This is a genomic window from Sphingomonas sp. (assembly GCF_017304615.1).
Classification (GTDB): Bacteria; Pseudomonadota; Alphaproteobacteria; order Sphingomonadales; family Sphingomonadaceae; genus Sphingomonas.
In genome coordinates, this window is record NZ_JAFKLZ010000003.1 from 341919 (window position 1) to 361604 (window position 19686).

Annotated in this window: 21 protein-coding genes; 13 read left to right on the top strand and 8 right to left on the bottom strand. The window is 65.5% G+C overall.

The annotated features are described in order from the left end of the window. The first annotated feature begins 1 nt into the window (after window position 1). From J0J06_RS14345 to queA, 5 genes are all read left to right on the top strand, one after another. Window positions 2–913 (top strand): polyprenyl synthetase family protein, encoded by a 912-nt coding sequence (locus tag J0J06_RS14345; RefSeq protein WP_294043183.1) that lies wholly within the window; start codon window positions 2–4, stop codon window positions 911–913. Then, on the top strand, window positions 910–1302 hold the full coding sequence (locus tag J0J06_RS14350; protein WP_294043185.1) for a hypothetical protein: 393 nt from the start codon (window positions 910–912) through the stop codon (window positions 1300–1302). Before J0J06_RS14345 ends, J0J06_RS14350 begins: the two co-directional genes overlap by 4 nt. Next, entirely contained in the window at window positions 1299–1808 is a 510-nt protein-coding gene (coaD, locus tag J0J06_RS14355) for a pantetheine-phosphate adenylyltransferase (RefSeq protein WP_294043187.1), read from the top strand. The genes J0J06_RS14350 and coaD overlap by 4 nt, the downstream gene beginning before the upstream one ends. A 167-nt stretch (window positions 1809–1975) precedes the next feature. Continuing rightward, window positions 1976–2668 (top strand): peptidylprolyl isomerase, encoded by a 693-nt coding sequence (locus J0J06_RS14360; protein ID WP_294043391.1) that lies wholly within the window; start codon window positions 1976–1978, stop codon window positions 2666–2668. A 22-nt stretch (window positions 2669–2690) separates the two neighbouring features. Beyond that, window positions 2691–3716 carry a tRNA preQ1(34) S-adenosylmethionine ribosyltransferase-isomerase QueA gene (gene queA, locus J0J06_RS14365; RefSeq protein ID WP_294043189.1) on the top strand — a complete coding sequence of 342 codons (1026 nt, stop codon included), beginning with the start codon at window positions 2691–2693 and terminating at the stop codon, window positions 3714–3716. Window positions 3717–3758: 42 nt separating this feature from the next. Here queA and J0J06_RS14370 read toward each other — a convergent pair whose 3' ends face one another. Next, a complete protein-coding gene (locus tag J0J06_RS14370; RefSeq protein WP_294043191.1) occupies window positions 3759–4406 on the bottom strand; it encodes a PEPxxWA-CTERM sorting domain-containing protein in 648 nt (215 codons plus the stop codon). A gap of 265 nt (window positions 4407–4671) precedes the next feature. On the opposite strand from J0J06_RS14370, the gene J0J06_RS14375 reads away from it, so the two are divergent. From J0J06_RS14375 to J0J06_RS14395, 5 genes are read left to right on the top strand one after another with little or no spacing between them, the layout of a single operon-like run. After that, window positions 4672–5181: an EF-hand domain-containing protein gene (locus J0J06_RS14375; protein WP_294043193.1), complete on the top strand. Its 510-nt coding sequence runs from the start codon at window positions 4672–4674 to the stop codon at window positions 5179–5181. After that, on the top strand, window positions 5178–5813 hold the full coding sequence (locus tag J0J06_RS14380) for an HAD hydrolase-like protein (RefSeq protein WP_294043195.1): 636 nt from the start codon (window positions 5178–5180) through the stop codon (window positions 5811–5813). The genes J0J06_RS14375 and J0J06_RS14380 overlap by 4 nt, the downstream gene beginning before the upstream one ends. Before the next feature lie 38 nt (window positions 5814–5851). Further along, on the top strand, window positions 5852–6676 hold the full coding sequence (locus J0J06_RS14385; protein ID WP_294043197.1) for a nucleotidyltransferase domain-containing protein: 825 nt from the start codon (window positions 5852–5854) through the stop codon (window positions 6674–6676). Then, the gene (gene tgt, locus J0J06_RS14390) at window positions 6673–7809 is read left to right on the top strand and encodes a tRNA guanosine(34) transglycosylase Tgt (RefSeq protein WP_294043198.1); all 1137 of its coding nucleotides are present in this window, start codon (window positions 6673–6675) and stop codon (window positions 7807–7809) included. Before J0J06_RS14385 ends, tgt begins: the two co-directional genes overlap by 4 nt. A 3-nt stretch (window positions 7810–7812) precedes the next feature. Continuing rightward, the gene (locus J0J06_RS14395; RefSeq protein WP_294043200.1) at window positions 7813–8010 is read left to right on the top strand and encodes a hypothetical protein; all 198 of its coding nucleotides are present in this window, start codon (window positions 7813–7815) and stop codon (window positions 8008–8010) included. 169 nt (window positions 8011–8179) lie between these two features. On the opposite strand, the gene J0J06_RS14400 is transcribed toward J0J06_RS14395, so the two are convergent. After that, window positions 8180–8920, bottom strand: coding sequence for a hypothetical protein (locus J0J06_RS14400; protein ID WP_294043202.1), 741 nt, complete (start codon window positions 8918–8920; stop codon window positions 8180–8182). Window positions 8921–9034: 114 nt separating this feature from the next. Between J0J06_RS14400 and J0J06_RS14405 the strand changes: the two genes are divergently transcribed. Beyond that, entirely contained in the window at window positions 9035–11893 is a 2859-nt protein-coding gene (locus J0J06_RS14405) for a pitrilysin family protein (RefSeq protein WP_294043204.1), read from the top strand. Window positions 11894–11971: 78 nt separating this feature from the next. Beyond that, the gene (murA, locus tag J0J06_RS14410) at window positions 11972–13255 is read left to right on the top strand and encodes a UDP-N-acetylglucosamine 1-carboxyvinyltransferase (protein ID WP_294043206.1); all 1284 of its coding nucleotides are present in this window, start codon (window positions 11972–11974) and stop codon (window positions 13253–13255) included. 76 nt (window positions 13256–13331) lie between these two features. Here murA and J0J06_RS14415 read toward each other — a convergent pair whose 3' ends face one another. After that, on the bottom strand, window positions 13332–13907 hold the full coding sequence (locus J0J06_RS14415; RefSeq protein WP_294043208.1) for a T6SS immunity protein Tdi1 domain-containing protein: 576 nt from the start codon (window positions 13905–13907) through the stop codon (window positions 13332–13334). 109 nt (window positions 13908–14016) lie between these two features. Further along, window positions 14017–15333 carry a cystathionine gamma-synthase family protein gene (locus J0J06_RS14420; RefSeq protein WP_294043210.1) on the bottom strand — a complete coding sequence of 439 codons (1317 nt, stop codon included), beginning with the start codon at window positions 15331–15333 and terminating at the stop codon, window positions 14017–14019. Window positions 15334–15454: 121 nt separating this feature from the next. Here J0J06_RS14420 and J0J06_RS14425 point away from each other — a divergent pair, with 121 nt between their 5' ends. After that, the gene (locus J0J06_RS14425) at window positions 15455–16462 is read left to right on the top strand and encodes a glycosyltransferase family 2 protein (RefSeq protein ID WP_294043212.1); all 1008 of its coding nucleotides are present in this window, start codon (window positions 15455–15457) and stop codon (window positions 16460–16462) included. On the opposite strand, the gene pgeF is transcribed toward J0J06_RS14425, so the two are convergent. The 4 genes from pgeF to lgt are packed head-to-tail and all read right to left on the bottom strand — an operon-like array spanning window position 16459 to window position 19669. Beyond that, window positions 16459–17223, bottom strand: coding sequence for a peptidoglycan editing factor PgeF (pgeF, locus tag J0J06_RS14430; RefSeq protein ID WP_294043214.1), 765 nt, complete (start codon window positions 17221–17223; stop codon window positions 16459–16461). The genes J0J06_RS14425 and pgeF overlap by 4 nt on opposite strands. Continuing rightward, complete coding sequence (locus tag J0J06_RS14435) at window positions 17220–17729, bottom strand: GNAT family N-acetyltransferase (RefSeq protein WP_294043216.1); 510 nt, start codon at window positions 17727–17729, stop codon at window positions 17220–17222. The genes pgeF and J0J06_RS14435 overlap by 4 nt, the downstream gene beginning before the upstream one ends. After that, window positions 17726–18772, bottom strand: coding sequence for an SAM-dependent methyltransferase (locus tag J0J06_RS14440; protein ID WP_294043218.1), 1047 nt, complete (start codon window positions 18770–18772; stop codon window positions 17726–17728). The genes J0J06_RS14435 and J0J06_RS14440 overlap by 4 nt, the downstream gene beginning before the upstream one ends. Before the next feature lie 15 nt (window positions 18773–18787). Next, window positions 18788–19669, bottom strand: coding sequence for a prolipoprotein diacylglyceryl transferase (gene lgt, locus J0J06_RS14445; RefSeq protein ID WP_294043220.1), 882 nt, complete (start codon window positions 19667–19669; stop codon window positions 18788–18790). Window positions 19670–19686: the final 17 nt, after the last annotated feature.

The following is a 19686-nucleotide window of genomic DNA, read 5'->3' on the forward strand; positions in this document are numbered from 1 at the left end:
GATGAGTAGCTCGCCGATGGTCGCCTCAGTGTCGCTTAAGGCCGCGCTGGCGGAGGTCGGGGAGGAGGTCGATCGCCGCTTCGATACGCTGCTGGCCATCCCTGACGATCCGCGCGCAAATCTGTATCGCGCGATGCGCCATGCCGCGATCGGCGGCGGCAAAAGGCTCCGGCCGCTGCTGGTGTTCGCGACGAGCAATTTGTTCGGCGTCGATCGTGATTGCGCATTCCGCGCCGGCGTCGCGATCGAGGCGATCCATGTCTACTCGCTGATCCATGACGATCTCCCGGCGATGGACGATGACGATGTCCGCCGCGGCAAGGCGACGGTGCACAAGGCGTTCGGCGAAGCGACCGCGGTGCTGGCGGGCGATTGTCTGCACGCGCTCGCGTTCGAATGGCTCGCCGATCCGGCGACGCATGCCGACCCGTTCGTCCGCGCCGAACTGGTGGGCGATCTGGGGCGCGCATCGGGCCCCAACGGCATGGCCGGGGGGCAGATGATGGACCTGGAGGCGGAGAAGGCGCGCTTCGACCTGGCGACCGTCACGCGGCTTCAAGCGATGAAGACCGGCGCGCTGATCGCGTGCTCGGTGGAGGCCGGCGCGATCCTGGGCCGCGTTCCGCCTGAGGGGCGGATGGGGTTGCGTGGCTATGCCCGCGACATCGGCCTCGCCTTCCAGATCGCCGACGACTTACTCGACGTCGAAGGCGACGAAGACAAAGCGGGCAAGAAACTGCGCAAGGACGCCGGAGCGGGGAAGGAGACCTTCGTGTCGCTGCTCGGGGTCAATCGCGCGAAGGAACAGGCGGCGATGCTGGTCGATCAGGCGGTCGAACACCTCCGCGGGTTCGGCGCCGAGGCGGATTTGCTGCGCGACATCGCGCGGTTCGTGCTGGCGCGCGAAAGTTGAAACTTGCGGTCGTCGCTTTTGGTATAACCGCGTTGGCTGGCTGCGGCGTTTATGATCAGCCTGCAGTACGTGCCAGCTTGATGAGTTATTTGCCCGAAGCGAAATGCGGTGATGCCGTTTTCAGTCTGCAGGACGATGATCGCAGTATTCGCGGCGACGGCATTGTGTCTCTTACAACCGCCGCTCCGGACTGCGTGCGATCGGTTCGTGAAGCACTGAAGCACCGGGGATCGCGCAACGTCTATTATGCCGAAGGAGTCGGTGGCTGGAACATTCCGGGCCGGGATCGGCTCGTTGGAGATCACGACGTTACCTTTCAGGGACCACACCTCAATCTCTTTACCTTCAGACGCGACGGAACGATGCTCTGGCAGGAGATAATCGAATGACGACACGCATCGGCGTCTATCCCGGCACGTTCGATCCGATCACGCTGGGGCATATGGACATCATCCGGCGTGGTGCGAAGCTGGTCGACCGGCTGATCATCGGGGTCACGACCAACGCCGCCAAGTCGCCGATGTTCAGCGATGACGAGCGGATGGACATGGTCCGGCGCGAAGTGGCCGCGATCGGCCATGGCGACATCGAAGTGGTCGGGTTCAATTCGCTGCTGATGGATTTTGCCGAAGCGCAGGGTGCGTCGATCGTCATTCGCGGCATCCGCGGCGTCACCGATTTCGAATATGAGTATCAACTCACCGGCATGAACCGTCAGCTCAACCACCACGTCGAGACGGTGTTCCTGATGGCCGATGTCGCGCTGCAACCGATCGCCAGCCGGCTGGTCAAGGAAATCGCGCTCTATGGCGGCGACATCGCCAAGTTCGTGCCGCCGACCATCCGCGACGAGGTGGTGGCGCGAGTCGCGGAACAGGGAAGCCGGAATCGCTAAAGGGCGCCGTTCGGCCTGCCGCAAATCCGCCATATCATCTCCGCATTGGCGCGCCGGGTGATTTGCTTTAAGCGCACCGTCAAAGCTGTTTTTCCTTCGGAGTCTCCATGCGTTTCATTCTCGGCCTGATCGCGACGATGTGCCTCGCGGTCACGGGCAACCCGGCGATGGCGGCCAAGAAGAAGCCGGTTGTCGCGACCCCGGTGACCGAACGGCTCGCGCCGCCGCCGATGACCGACAAGGAAAACTTGCTCTATCTCGACTTGTCGACCGGCGGTCGCGTGGTGATCTGGTTGCGCCCGGATGTCGCGCCGAAGATGGTCGAGCGGGTAAAGATGCTGACGCGCCAGCATTTCTATGATGGGTTGAAATTCCATCGCGTGATCGACGGCTTCATGGCGCAGACCGGCGATCCGAAGGGCGACGGCACCGGCGGTTCGACGCTTCCGGATCTCCCGGCCGAGTTCAACTACCTGCCGCACGTGCGCGGCGCGGTATCGGCTGCGCGCGAGGGCGCCGCGCCCGACGCCCCCGCCGAGGAGAAGAAGAAGGCGGAGAATTCGGCGAACAGCCAGTTCTTCATCGTGTTCGATCCCAAGCTGGCACTCGACAAGAAATACACCGTGTTCGGGCGCGTGATTTCGGGGATGGAATATGTCGATTCCGTCGAACGCGGCGAGCCGCCGGCGAACCCCTCGACGATCGTTCACGCTTACATCGCCGCCGACAACCCGCCGCCGTATGCGCCGCCGCCCCCGCCTCCTCCGCCCGCTGCTCTGGCGCCCGCGCCGACGCCGGCTCCGGCGGCGAAGCCGGTCGCGCCCAAGCCCGCGGCGAAAAAGCCAGCCGCGAAGAAGTAAGCCGGAAAACCTGGAGGTTGGCGTGAACGTCGACCTGTTCGATTTCGACTTGCCGCCCGAGCGGATCGCGCTGCGCCCGGCGACTCCGCGCGATGCGGCGCGGATGCTCGTGGTCCGGGGCGACGCGATGCATGATCGGGTCGTGAGCGACTTGCCCGGCGAACTTCGCGCCGGCGACCTGCTGGTGTTCAACGATACCCGTGTGATCCCCGCACAGCTCGAGGGACGGCGGGGTGATGCGAAGATTGGCGCGACGCTGCACAAGCGCGAAGGTCCCCGGCGCTGGCGGGCGTTCGTGCGCAACGCGAAGCGGTTGCGCGACGGCGACACGATCGACTTCGGGGAAGGCGTCACCGCGATCGCGTCCGACCGCGCCGAGGACGGCAGCTTCGCGCTGGACTTTGCCGGGGAGGAGCCGGTCGAACTGCTGCTCGACCGCTGCGGGCGAATGCCGCTGCCACCCTATATCGCGTCGAAGCGCGCCACCGACGCGCGCGACGCCGACGATTACCAGACGATGTTCGCCGACGAACCCGGCGCGGTCGCCGCCCCGACCGCCGCATTGCACTTCACGCCCGGCCTCATGGCGGCGCTCGGCAAGGCGGGAGTCGGCCACGTCACGCTGACGCTCCATGTCGGCGCGGGCACCTTCCTGCCGGTGAAGGCCGACGACACCGACGACCACCGGATGCACGCCGAATGGGGCCGGATCGACGCCGCCACGGCCGATCGCATCAACGCCGCGCGCGCCGCCGGCGGGCGCGTGATCGCGGTCGGCACCACCAGCCTCCGCCTGATCGAAAGCGCGTGCGACCCGGACGGTCGCGTCCAGCCGTTCGAGGGCGACACCGCGATCTTCATTACACCGGGCGTGCCGATCCGCGGGATCGACGGGCTGATGACCAATTTCCACCTGCCGCGCTCGACGCTGTTCATGCTTGTGAGCGCGCTGATGGAGCTCGACGTCATGCAAGCGGCGTACGCCCATGCCATCGAGGATGGCTACCGCTTCTATTCCTACGGGGACGCGTCGCTGTTGCTGCCGTGACGTCGCGGAACCGTGCGCCCCCGTTCATTCTGGCGCCGAACGTCAGGCGAATCTGACGCGCGTCGCCATGTTCGGCCGACTTCGCAGCACCCCGCCCAGCGCACCGAAGCCAAGCAGCATCAGTGCCCAGGTCGCAGGTTCTGGGACGCCAGCCGCCGCGGCACTGGTGTAGAACTGGAGGATCGGCCGCCCGGTCGACTGCGCGGCGAAGGTTTCATAGGCTGGATTTCCCGTCGCACCGAACCCAGCATAGAACCGGCCCAGGCGATCGCTGGAGCCGCTCGCGTCGGTAATACTGGATCCCAGGCCGGCAAGATTGTCGAAGCCGATAAAGTATTGCGTTCCCGACACCAGGGCGACGGGGGTGAAGACCGGGGTAACGAAGTTGGTGCTTGCCGTGAAGCTGCCCGACGACAGCAGCGTGAGATGGCCGACCGTGCCGGAATAGATATATTCCGTGACGGTCCGGCCATCGACTTCGGCGAACCTGGTCCCGATGCCGGTCAGCAAATAGCTCGTCGTCGGCGTATAATACCAACCCATGTTGTTCAGGCCCCAGTGCGCATAGTCCGGGACGATGCCGTCATTCACCGCGTCGGCGACGATGGTCTGGGCGTTCGCTGGAGCCGCGGCGAGCGAGATGCCGCCAAGCGCAATCGCGATAAGTCCGGTGTGCTGCCAAAGCTTCATGAAAATGCTCCCTGTACAATCGGCGTCGGCGGGGCGACGGGTTTTGAGGTTCGATCAGACCGTTGCCAAATCTCACGTCGCGGCGGTCGCCGGTATCCCCGGAACCGGGGAGTGGCACGAAACGGGACAGAAAGCGGCGATGTCGATTGGATGAGCCGGGGCGTCGGATTGCGTGTAAAAAATCTACGCGGTTTCGATCGAACCGGCTATCGCGCTTCCACAGCCATGGCGATGCGTCGCTGTTGCTGCCCGCGAAAGGAATATCATGCGCGCCGTTATCGCCCTCGTTCTCGCGTTGCTCGCCATGCCTGCCGCGGCGCAGACCGACAATAATCGCGTGCCCATTCCGCTCGGCAGCAAGGGGCCGCCGCCGGTCGGCCCGACTCCGCCGAGCCTGGTGGTCGAGCCGGTGGCGATGATGATCGCGGCGTGCGACACGGACGGCGACGGGCGGACCAGCCGCGACGAAATGCACCGCTGTCTGGCGAAGAGTTTCGCCGCGTTCGATCCCGGGAACAGCGGCAAGCTCGGCTATATCGCGTTCGCCGACTGGGCGGAGAAATGGCTAGGCGACCGCAATGCGTTGCCCAGCCCGTTCGAGACCGACGCCGATGGCGACAACCAGATCACGCTGGCGGAGCTCGACGCCAAGTTCGACCAGATCTTCGCGCGGCTCGACAAGGACAAGGACGGTTATCTGACGCGCGCCGAATTGCTGACGATCCGCGCCGTGATCAATCCCGGCTTCGAGAAGCGCAAGAAGGGCAAGCCGTGACCGCGGCGCATCCCTACAAGCTCGTAATCTTCGACTTCGACGGCACGCTGAGCGACAGCGGCGACTGGTTCATCTCGATCCTCGACGATCTCGCCGATCGCTTCCGGTTCCGCCGCGTCGAGCGCGCCGAGATCGAGACGCTGCGCCGCCGCCCGACCCGCGAAGTGATCCAGCACCTGCGCATTCCCGGCTGGCGGCTGCCGTTGATCGCGCGCCACGTCCGCGCGCGGTTCCGCGATAGCGCGAGCGAGATACGGACGTTCGACGGCGTCCGCGCCATGCTCCAGTCGCTCGCCGAGGCTGGCATTCGCATGGTGCTGTGCTCGTCGAACGCCGAGACCAATGTCCGCGCGGTGCTCGGCCCTGACGCGGCGCGGTTCGAAGCCTATTTCTGCGGCTCCGGCCTATTCGGCAAGGTCGCGAAGTTCCGTCGCGTCATCAGGACAAGCGGCCTGCCGCCCGCCGCCATCCTGGCGATCGGTGACGAGACGCGCGACATCGACGCCGCACGCGCGGTGGGGGTTGGCGCCGGCGCGGCGCTGTGGGGTTACGCCAATCCGGATACCTTGATCGCGATGGGGCCGGACAAGGCGTTCGCGACACCGGAGGAAATCGTCGCCTATCTTGCCTGAGGTCGACAGCCAGGCTCTCCCGCGGCTAGAGCGCCGCCATGTTGCTCGAACGTTCCCTTCCCGGCGATTTCGACCCGGCCGTTGTGGCGGAAATCGATACGCGCCTTGCCGCGGTCGAACGTGACGAGCGCGTGTGCGTCCCGATCGCGATTGAAAGCGGCAGCCGCGCTTGGGGCTTTCCCTCGCCAGACAGCGACTATGACTGCCGCTTCGTGTTCGTACGGCGGCGCGACGACTACGCGTCGCTCTGGACGCCACGCGACGTGATCGAGACGCCGCTCGACACAATATTCGACGTCAATGGCTGGGATCTCGGCAAACTGATTAAGCTGATTGTCAAGGGCAATGCGGTAGCGATCGAGTGGTTGCAATCGCCGATCCGCTATCGCTTTCGTACCGACGTGGCGAATCGGCTGCTCGCACTGGCGCGCTCAGTGACCGATCCGGCGGCGGTGCGGCGGCATTACTGGAGCCTCGCTAAGACACAGTGGTCACGTGTCTTCCAGGATGATGGATCGGCATCGCTGAAAAAACTGTTCTACGTATTGCGTCCGATCGCAGCGATGGCGTGGCTTGATCGCCATCCGGGGGAACCAGCGGCACCGATGGTGTTTCAATTGTTGATCGAGGCCATCGACATCCCTGACGATTGCCGCTCGGAGATCGCTGAATTGCTGGCGCGCAAGCTGGTGACGAACGAACTTGGGACGAGCATATTGCCGCCCGCGATCGGACGTTACATCGAGGCCGGACTGGTGGAGGAACCGTCTTCCGAGACCCCCGGTCCGATTTCGCTCGAAGAACGCGGCAAACTCGCCGACCGGCTCTTTCTTGACCTTGTGGACGAACTGGCTCCCGAATGAATCCCCGTTTCCAGTTCACCATCCACGCTACCGACGGCCGTGCGCGGACCGGCGAGATCGCGATGAAGCGCGGAGTCATCCGCACGCCCGCCTTCATGCCGGTCGGCACCGCCGCGACCGTCAAGGCGATGAAGCCAGCGGACGTGCGCGCGTCGGGCGCGGACATCATCCTCGGCAACACCTATCACTTGATGCTGCGCCCGACCGCGGAGCGCGTCGCGCGGCTGGGCGGGTTGCATGCATTCATGGGCTGGGACCGTCCGATCCTGACCGACAGCGGCGGCTATCAGGTGATGAGCCTGAGCGAGCTGACCAAGCGCGATGAGAATGGCGTCGAGTTCAAGAGCCATCTCGACGGCACGCGGCATCTGATGAGCCCCGAACGGTCGATGGAGATCCAGCGCTTGCTCGGATCCGACATCGTGATGGCGTTCGACGAACTGGTGCCGACGACCTCGTCCCGGGAGGTACAGGCGGCGGCGATGGCGCGGTCGATGCGCTGGGCCAAGCGCTCGCGGGAAGCCTTCCTCGGTGGTGGCGAGCATGCCCACAATGCGGCGCAGTTCGGCATCCAGCAGGGCGCGCTCGACGAGGAACTGCGCGGGCAGAGCGCGGCGGCGCTGACCGAGATCGGCTTCGATGGCTATGCGATCGGCGGGCTCGCGGTGGGCGAGGGGCAGGCGGCGATGTTCGGTTGCCTCGACTTCGCGCCGGGGCAATTGCCCGCCGACAAGCCGCGCTACCTGATGGGCGTCGGCAAGCCCGACGACATCGTCGGCGCGGTCGAGCGCGGGGTCGACATGTTCGATTGCGTGCTGCCGACGCGGTCGGGGCGGACGGGGCAGGCGTTCACGCGGACTGGCCCGATCAATATCAGGAACGCCAAGTTTGCGGAGGATCGCGGGCCGATCGACCCCGAATGCGATTGTCCGGTCTGCGCGACGTGGGAGCGGGCGTATCTCCACCACCTGGTCCGCGCGGGCGAGATTCTCGGCGCGATGCTGATGACCGAGCACAACCTTTACTTCTATCAGGCGTTGATGGCGGACTTGCGCGCGGCGATCGCGGCGGGTGAGATCAACGCATTTGCGGTGCGATTCCGGGCGCGCTACGGAAGGCCCCAAGGAGAGTAAGGCGTGACCGACCAAACTACCGAAGAAAACGAAATCATGGCCGCCGCGCGCGAGGCCAAGGCGCGCCAGATCGCCGCCGAGAACACGCCCGAACCCGCCAAGCTGAGCAAATGGGGCATGGCCGCGATCGGCGCCGGGATCGGATCGGCGGCGGTGGCGGCGGCGGTGATCTACGCCAACCGGAACAAGAAGAAGGGCTGAGGAGCGTCCAGCCAAGCGGATAGTGAGCTGTCCCAAGGGCAGACCAGGATCTCGCTACGCGCGTTTTAGCAGCGTCGAAAATTCACGCGAACGTCGCAGGGTCATTTCAAAGGCTACGCAAATCTGTTGGCCGCAATCCAGCTTTACCAGCGTGTTTGTTATTGGGTCTTTATTTGCCAGTCTGCTTCAGACCCAGATCTTTTGAGAATTGTCGTTCGCAAAGTCCAGTCGGGCGCCACGATTGGGTCAGCGTTGTCGGCGGTCGATTGGCATCGTGGAGTATCAAGGCGAAGCCTCGCCGCGGCACCGTTCCGATTGCCATCAGTAACATCGGTGGGCCGCCCTTGATCAGTAACTTATTGCCCGGCCCTCGACCGATCCGAACTCCTTCCGGCGTCTCAAGACACGTGTCGCCATCCACCGCAAAAAAGGCTTCTGGGCCAGAGTGCACGTGTAGCGGAGCCGTCGTTCCGGGCTGGAAGACCGACCGGAGATATTCGGCAGAATAGGTTGAGGCCGGCTCGATGGGGAGAGGTCCGATTACAGTGACGGGCCTGCCCCCCTTGGATCGCCATTCGGCTCTTTCGATGGTGAACAGCCAGACCGACCCGAAAGCCTCGACGACCGTGCTGGTTGGACTAGCCGCTAATTCAGCGGCGCCCCTCGTCTTAAACGTTTCCAAATGCCAGAAGAGCTGGCCAGTCGGTAAGGCAGGTAGTTCCTTTCGTGCCAGCAAACAGGCCGGACCGGCGTCCTCGGTGGTCGCGCAGCTGCGCGTCGTCGCTTGCCCCCAGGCTGGCGGGGCAAACATGCTGGATAAAAGCAGGATCGAGGCAATAAACTTCGCCCGCATTATGCACTCCACGGCCATCGGATGAAGTGTGATCTTGTCCGCTTTCGTGACGGGCATCAAGACTGCCGAACATCCCCTATTGGGTCGATAGCCACCGCTCACTCCCCGATTGACACCCACCGTCTTACCGCGACACAACACCGCAATCCCCACTCCCTCTCGGAGACCCGAATGCGTCTGACCCGTGCCGCCCTGTTGATGGGCGTTGCCCTGCTTCCCCTGACCGCCGTCGCCGCTCCGAAAAAGGCCGCGCCGCGTCCCGCGGCCGCTGCGCCCGCCGCGGCGGTCAAGCCGATCGCCTATACCACGCGCACGCTTGCCAATGGTCTCCGCGTTTACGCCATCCGCGATACCAAGACCGCGAACGTGTCGGTGCAGGTCTGGTACGATGTCGGGTCGAAGGACGATCCGAAGGGCAAATCCGGGTTCGCGCACATGTTCGAGCATCTGATGTTCAAGGCGACGCGCAACTTGAAGTCGGAGAATTTCGACCGGCTGACCGAGGATGTCGGTGGATACAACAACGCGTCGACCAACGACGATTACACCAATTATTACGAGACGGTCCCGGCCAACCACCTCCAGCGGCTGCTGTTCGCGGAGGCGGACCGCATGGCGAGCCTGGTGGTCGAGCCGGTCAGTTACGCTTCCGAACGCGACGTGGTGAAGGAGGAACTGCGCTTCCGCACGCTCGCGACGCCCTATGGCAAGCTCTATTCGATCTATTATCCCGAGATCAGCTACAAGGTGCATCCGTACGCGCGGCCGGGGATCGGCAGCCTCGACAATCTCGAGGCGGCGACGATCGACGACGTGCGCGCGTTCCACGCCACCTATTACCGGCCCGACAATGCGGTGTTGGTGGTGGCGGGGAATTTCGACCCGGCCGAGCTGGACAAATGGGTCGATCAATATTTCGCGGGGATCAAGAAGCCCGACCGCCCGATCCCGCGCGTGACCGTGGCCGAGCCGGTGCGGACCAAGGCCGAGAATTACGTAGTCTATGAACCCAACACGCCGCTGCCCGCGGTGCTGATCAGCTATCCGATCCCGCCCGACAACGACGCCGACATTCCGGCCCTGACGTTGCTCGACGCGATCCTGTCGCGCGGGGATTCGTCGCGGCTGTACCAGGACCTCGTCTATCGCGACCAGCTCGCGCAGTCGGCCAACACCTTCCTCGACAGCAAGCAGGGGACCGGCGCGTTCGTCGTCGTCGCGACGATGGCGGACGGCAAGGACGTGGCGCTGGGCGAGAAGGCATTGCGCGGCGAGATTGCGCGGGTACGCGACGGGCTGGTGACGGCTGCCGAGCTGGCGCGGGCGAAGAACCAGTTGCTGACCGCGACGATCCAGAGCCGTGAGACCGCCGATGGCAAGGCGTCGACCATCGCGCGCTCGGTCATCATCGACGGCGATCCCGCGGCGGCGGACAAGCAACTCGCCGCAATCGCGCGCGTGACGCCGACCGACATCCAGCGCGTGGCGCGCCGCTACCTGACCGACACTCGCTCGGCGGCGATCCGCTACATGCCCGCCGAAATGGCGAACGGCGCGAAGGGCGATGTGATCGGCGTCCCGAAGACGGTGGAGGTCGCCGAGCTGAAGGTGCCGGGCGACGTGGCGGTCGTGACGCCAGCGAGCGACGCCGACCGCGTGCTGCCGCCCGATCCCGCCAAGCCGGTGGTTGCCGCACTCCCCGCGCCGGTGACGATGAAGCTCGCCAACGGCATGTCGCTGATCGTGGTGGAGAAGCACGATCTGCCGCTGATCACCGCGTCGATCGTCGCGAATGGCGGTGGTGCGGCCGATCCAGCGGGCCGCGCGGGTCTCAACAACCTGACCGCCGACCTGATGACGAAGGGAACGAAAACCCGGTCTGCGACGCAGATCGCGACCGAGGTGGAAAAGCTGGGCGGGTCGATCTCGTCGGGCGTGGGCTGGGATTCGGCGGAGGTGTCGCTGGAGGTCAAATCCGACCAGATCGCGCCCGCGCTGGCGGTGCTCGCCGACGTGACGCGCAACCCCGTATTCGCCGCCGACGAACTGGAGCGCAGCCGCGCGCAGACGATCGACGGCGTGCAGGTCCAGCTTAAGGATCCGGCGAAGCTCGCGAGCCTTGTCGCGGCGAAGGCGGTGATGGGGACGAGTCCCTATGGCCATGCGCTTGCGGGGACGCCGCTTTCGCTCAAGGCGATTACGCGCGCGGATGTGCAGGCGGCCTATGCCCGGACGTGGAATCCGGGCGGCACGACCTTGATCCTGGTCGGCGACATCACGCCGGCGGCGGCCAAGGCGCTTGTCGAAAGGAATTTCGGAAGCTGGCAGAACCAGGGTGGTTCGAGCGCGTCTCCTGATGCCGCGAAAGCCGCGGCTGCCGCGACGCCCCGCATCATCGTTGTCGATATGCCCGACGCCGGGCAGGCGGGCGTCGTGATCGCGCGACCGGGGATCGCGCGCAGCGACCCCGATTTCTACGCCGCCAGCGTCGCCAACGCGACGTTGGGCGTCGGCTTCTCATCGCGGCTCAACCAGGAAATCCGCATCAAGCGCGGGCTGGCCTATGGCGCGGGCAGCGGCCTCGCGGCGCGGCGTCAGCCGGGGTACGTCGCCGCCAATACCCAGACCAAGAACCCCTCCGCGCCGGAGGTCGTCGGGCTGATCGTCGACACGATGCGCGGGATGGGGGCGGCGCCGGTGCCGGCGGCCGAACTGGCGTCGCGCAAAGCGGTGCTGATCGGCGATTTCGGCCGCGACACCGAAACCACCGGGGGGATCGCCAACATATTGGGCGATTACGTGATAGAGAACGTGCCGCTCGACGAGTTGAAGGCGTTCACCCCGAAGATCGACGGCATCGACGCGGCGGCGGTGCAGCGCATCTCACAGCGGTTGCTCGATCCGTCGGGCGCGAGCGTCATCGTGGTCGGTGACGCCAAGCTGTTCCTCGGCGACTTGCGGAAGCAATATCCAAACGTCGAGGTGATCCCCGCAGACAAGCTCAATCTGGACAGCCCCACGCTGAAATGACGGGCAAGCGAGCGGCGGCGCGCCGGTTTGCGTGCGCCGCCGCTTGCGCGGGCGTGCGAGGGCGATAGATACTGCGCCATGGACCGTATCCTCATTCGCGGCGGCAATCGCCTGTCCGGCAAGCTGCCGATTTCCGGGGCCAAGAATTCGGCGCTGACGCTGATGCCGTGCGCGCTGTTGACCGAGGAGCCGGTGACGCTGCGCAACCTGCCGCGGCTCGCCGACGTCGACAGTTTCGGGCATCTGCTCAACCAGCTCGGCGCATCGACCGAGATCGAGGGTGCGCGGCCGAGCGATTTCGGGCGGGTGATGACGATGCGCGCGGGGCGGCTGACCTCGACCGAGGCGCCCTACGACATCGTCCGCAAGATGCGCGCGTCGATCCTGGTGCTCGGGCCGCTGGTCGCGCGGGCCGGCGAGGCGACGGTGTCGCTGCCCGGCGGCTGTTCGATCGGCAACCGCCCGATCGACCTTCACCTGAAGGCGCTCGAGGCGATGGGCGCGCAGATCGAGATCGCCGCCGGTTATGTGAAGGCGACCGCGCCCGGCGGGCGCTTACCCGGCGGGCGCGTGACCTTCCCGATCGTGTCGGTCGGCGCGACCGAGAATGCGGTGATGGCGGCGGTGCTCGCCAAGGGGCCGACCGTGATCGAGAATGCCGCGCGCGAGCCGGAGATCGTCGACCTGTGCAACCTGCTGCTCGCGATGGGCGCGCAGATGTCTGGCGTGGGCACCGAGACGCTGGAGATCGAGGGGGTCGATCGCCTCCACGGCGCGACCTATCGCGTGATGCCCGACCGGATCGAGGCGGGCAGCTATGCCTGCGCCGCCGCCATCACCGGCGGCGACGTCGAACTCGTCGGGGTCAAGGGCGACGACATGCGCGCGACGATCGCGGCTTTGGTCGATGCCGGCGTCACGGTCGAGGAAAAGGGTGGCAACATGCGTGTCGCGTCGGACGGCAAGCTCAAGCCGCTGACGCTGTCGACCGCGCCCTTCCCCGGCTTCGCGACCGACATGCAGGCGCAGTTCATGGCGATGCTGTGCAAGGCCGACGGCGCGAGCGTGCTGACCGAAACGATCTTCGAAAACCGCTACATGCACGTTCCCGAACTGGCGCGGATGGGCGCCGACATCCAGGTGCGCGGGCGCACCGCCGTGGTGCGCGGGGTCGACCGGCTGGTCGGCGCGCCGGTGATGGCGACCGACCTGCGCGCGTCGATGAGCCTGATCATCGCCGGGCTGGTCGCCGACGGTGAGACGCAGGTGAACCGCGTCTATCACCTCGACCGCGGTTACGAGCGGCTGGAGGAGAAGTTGCAGGCGGTCGGGGCGGATATAGAGCGCGTGGGGGATGGTTGAGGCGAGGCTGTAATTGGGTGGAAAGCGGACTTGCGGCTTTCCAGTTTCGATCCGCTCAAAGCGGTCAACGCGTGGCTCAGACATCGATAGAGATATTGTTGATCCGCGTTCCGGTCGGCAATCCCCGGACCTTTTCGATAATTTGCGCAGAGATGTGCCAGTATACTTCGAAATCTGACAGTTCGAGATTTGAGATTTCGTCCTCTCCGCCCAAAAACAGCGGTTTGCGATAGCCGACGCACTGATCATAGCGAGGAGTTTCGCCTCCGGCGGACCGCCAAGTGTTGAAGAAGCCATACGCCGCAACGGCGTCAGGCTGCTCGACCAGTTCGCCAGTGTGAAACGTGTCTAACCCAGCGGGTATCTCAAGGGCTTCTCCGGTCCCCGGTTCGAGAAGGAGAATCTGCCGCTCCCCGCGCGTGATCCTCGCCTCGTCAGTGGCAAACTGACAGCCAAGCCAGCTTGAACCAAAGCAGGTAATCCGTTTGGCAAAAGTGGGAAAAGCGGCAGCCGCAAGAGCAGTATAGCGCGCTATGTCTTCCGTCCGATGCAAGCGATACGCGCCGTCCAGCAATACTCGCGGTGAAGCGGCGGCTGCGTCCCTCGGTTCAGGCGATTGCTTAGCCGCCCTCGTTTTCAGCCAATCGAACATGGCCGTCCTCCCGAAATGAATTGGGTCTACCAAGTCCGCGAATGTCCGCAATCAAGAAGTCAGGGGCCGGTCCCAAACGTCCGCAAGTGGGTCGTTACCCGCCGTTTGCTCAGATCGCGTCCAATGCCGCCTCAAAGTCCGCGATCAGGTCGTCGGCGTCCTCGACCCCGATCGAGATGCGCACCAGATTGTCGGTGATGCCCAGCGCCTGCTTGCGTGCTTCCGGTACCGACAGGTGGGTCATACCGGCCGGGTGCGACGCCAACGTTTCGGTGCCGCCCAGGCTGACCGCGAGCTTGGCGATCTTGAGCGCGTCGAGGAAGGCGAACGCCTCCTTCTCACCGCCTTTCAGGTAGAGCGAGAAAGTCGATCCCGCGCCGCTGCAATGGCGGGCGTAGATGTCGGCCTGGCGCTTGTCCTTGCCGTCCTTGAGAAAGCCGAGATAGCCGACGCGATCGACCTTCGGGTGGTCGCGCAGGAATTCGCAGACCTTCTCCGCATTCTCGCCCGCGCGGCTCATCCGCAGTTCGAGCGTCTCGAGTGAGCGGAGCAGCATCCACGCCGTATTGGGATCGCAGATCGTGCCGATCGTGTTGCGCATCAGGCGGATCGTGTTGATGTGCTCCTTTGTGCCGAGCACGCCGCCCGCGACGAGATCGCTATGCCCGCCGGCATATTTGGTCAGCGAATAGACGACGATGTCGGCGCCGTGATCGAGCGGCTTGTGCCACAGCGGCCCGAGGAAGGTGTTGTCGATCGCGATCGGCGGCTTGTTCGCGGCGGTGAAGATCGCGTCGCGGCTCGCGCGCACGGCCTCGACATCGACCAAAGCGTTGGTCGGGTTGGCCGGGCTTTCGAGATAGATCATCGCGACATTGCCCGACGCGGCCTTTGACAGCACCGCGTCGATTTCCTCGCGCGTCGCACCCGCCGGGAAATCGAGCCAGTGGACGCCGAACCGCCCGAGGATGCGCGCGATCAACGTTTCCGTCGCGGCGTACAGCGGCCCAGAATGGACAATCGTGTCGCCCGGCTTGACCATCGACAGGAACAGGGTGGCGATCGCCGACATGCCCGACGAAAAGGCCAACGCGTCCTCGGCATTTTCCCAGATGCCCAGCCGGTCCTCCAGGATTTCCTGGTTCGGGCCGTTGAAGCGCGAATAGACCAGGCCGTCGGCGCCGCCCGGACGCTTGCCCGTCACGCCCTCGAAATGGCGCTTGCCCGCGGCGGCGTTGGGGAAGACGAAGGTGGAGGTGAGAAAGATCGGCGGCTTCAGCGAACCCTCCGACAGCATCGGGTCATAGCCGTGGCCCATCATCTGGGTCGACGGCTTCAGCTTGCGGCCCCCGATGGAATCGACATGGGCCTTGGGCGCGGTGGCCGCGACGGCGGTCAGGTCGGCTTCGGTCGGCTGCTTGGGCATTTTGATCTCCTCGAGAGCCTGAACGCATAGACGCAATAAAGTTGCAAGTGAAACGATCTCGCGACGCGACGGGCAGGATGGTTAACGCGATCTTCACCGCGAAGGTCCAGGCCGACTGGCAATGGCCGACCCTCGCCCCTCGCTCGCCGCCGTGCTGATCGTCCGCGACGAAGCGCGGTGCATCGCACGTTGCCTCGACAGTGTACGGCCGTGGGTCGACCGGATAGTGGTGCTCGATACCGGGTCGCGGGACGACACGATCGCTATTGCGCGGCGGTGCGGGGCGGAGGTGTCGGAGATGGCCTGGCCCGATAGCTTTGCCGAAGCGCGCAACGCCGCGCTGGCTTTGTCGGACGCCGACTGGAACCTGGTGATCGACGCCGACGAATGGATCGAACGCGGCGGGGAGGCTTTGCGCGCATGGTGTGCCGGGCCGCGCAGGCTCGGGCGCGTGACAATCGTCAGCGATGGTGCTGCGGGTAATGCGACTCGCAACCGGATCACACGATTGCTGCCGCGTGGCGTGCATTTCGCCGGGCGCGTGCATGAGCAAGTCGCGTCAGACCTGTCGCGCGCAGACATCGACCTGACGATCGGGCATGACGGCTATGCGGATGCGCAACTGGCGCGAAAGCGGGAACGCAACCGGCCGCTGTTGCTCGCCGAGCTGAGCGATCAGCCGGACGATCCCTATATCCACTACCAGCTCGGCAAGGACGCGCAGATGCGCGGCGACGAGCGGGCCGCTAGCGGGCATTTCGCCACCGCGCTGTCGCTGACGCTCGCCGACGCCAACTGGCGGCACGACCTCATGGTCGGTCAGCTTCACGCGCTCGCCAAGAGTGGACAGCTCGACGAAGCGATCGCGTTCGCCGAGGAGCATCGCGGCGCATGGGCGCGCTCGCCCGATTTCCATTTCGTGTTGGGCGACGTGCTGCTCGATTGCGCGATGGCGGATCCGGCGAATGCGGTCGGCCACTGGCTGCCACACGCCTGCGCGTCGTGGGAGCGGTGCCTGGCGATCGGCGAGCGGCCGGACCTGGAAGGATCGGTTCCCGGCCGCGGCAGTCACCTGGCGCGACACAATCTCGATCTCGTGCGCGCGCAGCTCGCGATGCTGGCGGCCTAGCCGGGCAATCCGATGATCGAGATCTGGCGGCCGTAACCCGGTTCGCCGCGATGCGTCGCGCGGCGGAAGCTGTAGAAGCGGTCCTCCGCCGGATAGGTATCCAGTCCCATCGCCTCGACCGTGCGGACCCCGGCGGCGGCAAGGCGGTGCGCGACATAGGCTTCGAGGTCGAACTGGGCGTGGTCCGGGCGGCCGGGTGCGAAGAAGCGTTCGTTCTCGGGATCGTCCGTTTCGAAGCGGTGCTGGAAGGCGGCGTCGACTTCGTAACTGGCGCGCGCGATGCACGGACCGATCGCGGCGCGGATGCAGGTCCGTTGCGCGCCGAGCGCTTCCATCGCCAGCAGAGTGGTGTCGGTTACGCCGCCGATCGCGCCCTTCCACCCGGCATGCGCCGCGCCGACGACCCCGGCCTGCGGATCGGCGAGCAGCACCGGCGCGCAGTCGGCGGTCAGGATGCCGAGCGCAATGCCTGGCCGGTCGGTCACAACCGCATCGGCGTGCGGGCGCAGGCTCTCGTCCCATGCCGCGGTGACGGTGACGCAGTCTGCCGAATGGACCTGATAGGGATTGAGCAGGATCGCGCCGGGCAGCACCGCGTCGCGAGCGAGCCGGCGATTCTCGGCGATGATCGCGGGATCGTCGTCCGACCCGGTGCCGACGTTGAGGCCGGCATAGAGTCCGGTCGACACGCCGCCGCGCCGCCCGAGAAAGCCGTGCGGCACGTCGCCCAGCGCACGGGCGCGATTCACTTCGACGGTCATAGCGTCAGCCTCATCAGGCGGTCGTCGTCGGGCTGGTCGCCGACCATGAACGCGTATTTGCCGATCTCGACAAAGCCGTAGCGTTCGTAGAAGCGCCGGGCGCGGTGATTGTCGACATAGACCGACAGGATTACCTCGGTCGCGCCCAGCTCGCGCGCCGTGGCGAGCGCCCAATCCATCAGCACCGGGGCGACGCCTTCGCCCTGCCACGGGCCGAGGATGTAGAGCTGATGCAATTCGATCGCGGTTTCCGGCCACTCGCCGGGGAAGGCGACCGGCCCGACCTTGCAGAAGCCGATGATGGCATCGTCATGGATCGCGAGGCGGACGGCATAGGCCGGGTCGGTCAATTGCGAGGGCAGGCCTGTAGCGCCAAATGCCTGATCGAGGAACGTGGCGAGGTCTTCCTGGCGATAGAGATTGCCGAACGTCTCGGTGAAACTGCGCCGCGCGACGTGCGCGAGTTCGGCGCCATCGGCGGGCGTGGCGTCGCGATACTTGATCATTCGAACCCCGCCGGTTCGGGCCATTGGGGCGAGGTCCAGGCCATCGCCTTGAACAAGTCGCCCATCTGGCCGGGGTCGCACAGCCGAGCGCGGTCGGCGGCGAGCGCGTCGGCGCGGTCGGGCGTGGCCCTGGCGAGCGCGGCGGCGCGCGGTTCGATGCCAAGCGCGGTCAGGAAAGCGCCTTGGCCGACGGGGCCGACGACACGCGCGCCCTCGACCGCTGTCGCCGCGCCCAGCGTCGCGAAATCGACATGCGCGGTGAGGTCGCGATTGCCGGGATCCTCGAACGGGTTGGCGAATTTGTGGCCGGTCATCGCCTGCAACGTGTCGCCGATCGCGGGGCCTTCATAGCCATAGTCGATGACCAGCGCGGCGCCACCCTGCTTTACCAGCCGCTGCGCAACCTCACGCGCGATCGCGACCGAGGCGGGGGAGGTCTCGATCACCGATCCCGGCGCGGCGTCACGCAGGGCTTCGGGGATGACTCCGTCCGGGACTTGCTTCCCCGCGATCGGCAGGAACATGAGATCCTGGCACGCCACCAGCCGCTCGCGCCATGCATCGCCAGCGCGGACCAGTTGGCGGATCGGCAGCGCGTCGAAGAATTCGTTGGCGACGACGATCAGCGGGCGGTCGTCGGGCAAGGTGGACACATCGTCATGCCATAGTGCGTCATGCACCGCCGCCTTCTGGCGCTGGCGCAACGCGGCGCTTGTCTCCACGAAATGAACCGGCGGCGTCAGGCCCACTGTCGCCATCGCGCGCAACGCATCGGCGGTCAGCGTGCCGCGGCCCGGGCCGAGCTCGACCCAAGCGACCGCGGGCGACCCGGCGCGTTGCCACAGGTCCGCTGCCCACAGCCCGATCAATTCGCCGAACATCTGGCTGATCTCGGGCGCGGTGGTGAAGTCGCCTGCCGACCCCAGCGGATCGCGCGATCCGTAATATTCGGCGTTGGCGGCGGCGATATATTGCGACAGCGGGATCGGTCCCGCCATCGTGATCGCCCGCGCCAGCCGGTCGGGCAGCGAGCCGTCGGTCATTTGTCGGCGCTCATCTCACGCCACCGCTTCGTCCCCGGCGATCGGCGTCACGCGGGTGCGGCGGCCCTTCGCGGTCCAGATCAGGTAAATGCCAAGGACGATCATCGGGATGCAGAGCAATTGCCCCATGTGCATGCCGGCGACGCCCAGGATCGGGCTGTCCATATATTGGCTGTCGGGTTCCCGGAAGAATTCGACGAAATAGCGGAACAGGCCGTAGAAAAGGACGAACAACCCCACCAGCTTGCCCGGCTGATACCGTGCCTTGGTCTTCCAGAAGGCGAACCACAGAATCGCGAACAGCACGATGCCCTCCAGACCCGCTTCGTAGAGCTGGCTCGGGTGGCGCGCGACGTCGTTCGGCGTGCCGTGAAAGATGACAGCCCAGGGCAAGTTGGGATCGGCGGGTCGGCCCCACAATTCCCCGTTCACGAAATTGGCGAGGCGGCCGAAGAACAGCCCGAACGGCGCACAGCACGCGACGTAATCGTGGATCCGCAGCCAGTCGAGCTTGTGCCGCCGCGCGAACAGGATGATGCCCAGCGTCGTGCCGATCACCCCGCCATGGAACGACATGCCGCCTTCCCACAGCATGAAGAAGTTCAGCGACGTGAACAGCTTGGGATCGTAGAAGGCGACATAACCGATCCGCCCGCCCAGGATGATGCCGAGCGTCGCGTAGAACACCAGATCCTCGGCATGACGGCTCGCCATCGGCGCGCCCGGCGCGCGCAGCAGCCGCATCAGGTAGATCCAGCCGACGACGATGCCCGCGATATAGGCGATCGAATACCATTTGATGTCGAAGATGTGGCGGCTGCCGATCCAGATCGGGAGCAACACCTTGGACAAGTGCAGGTCGTTGAAATCGATCGCGGTCAGTGCATGCAGGATCAAGGCTTTTCCCCGGGGTT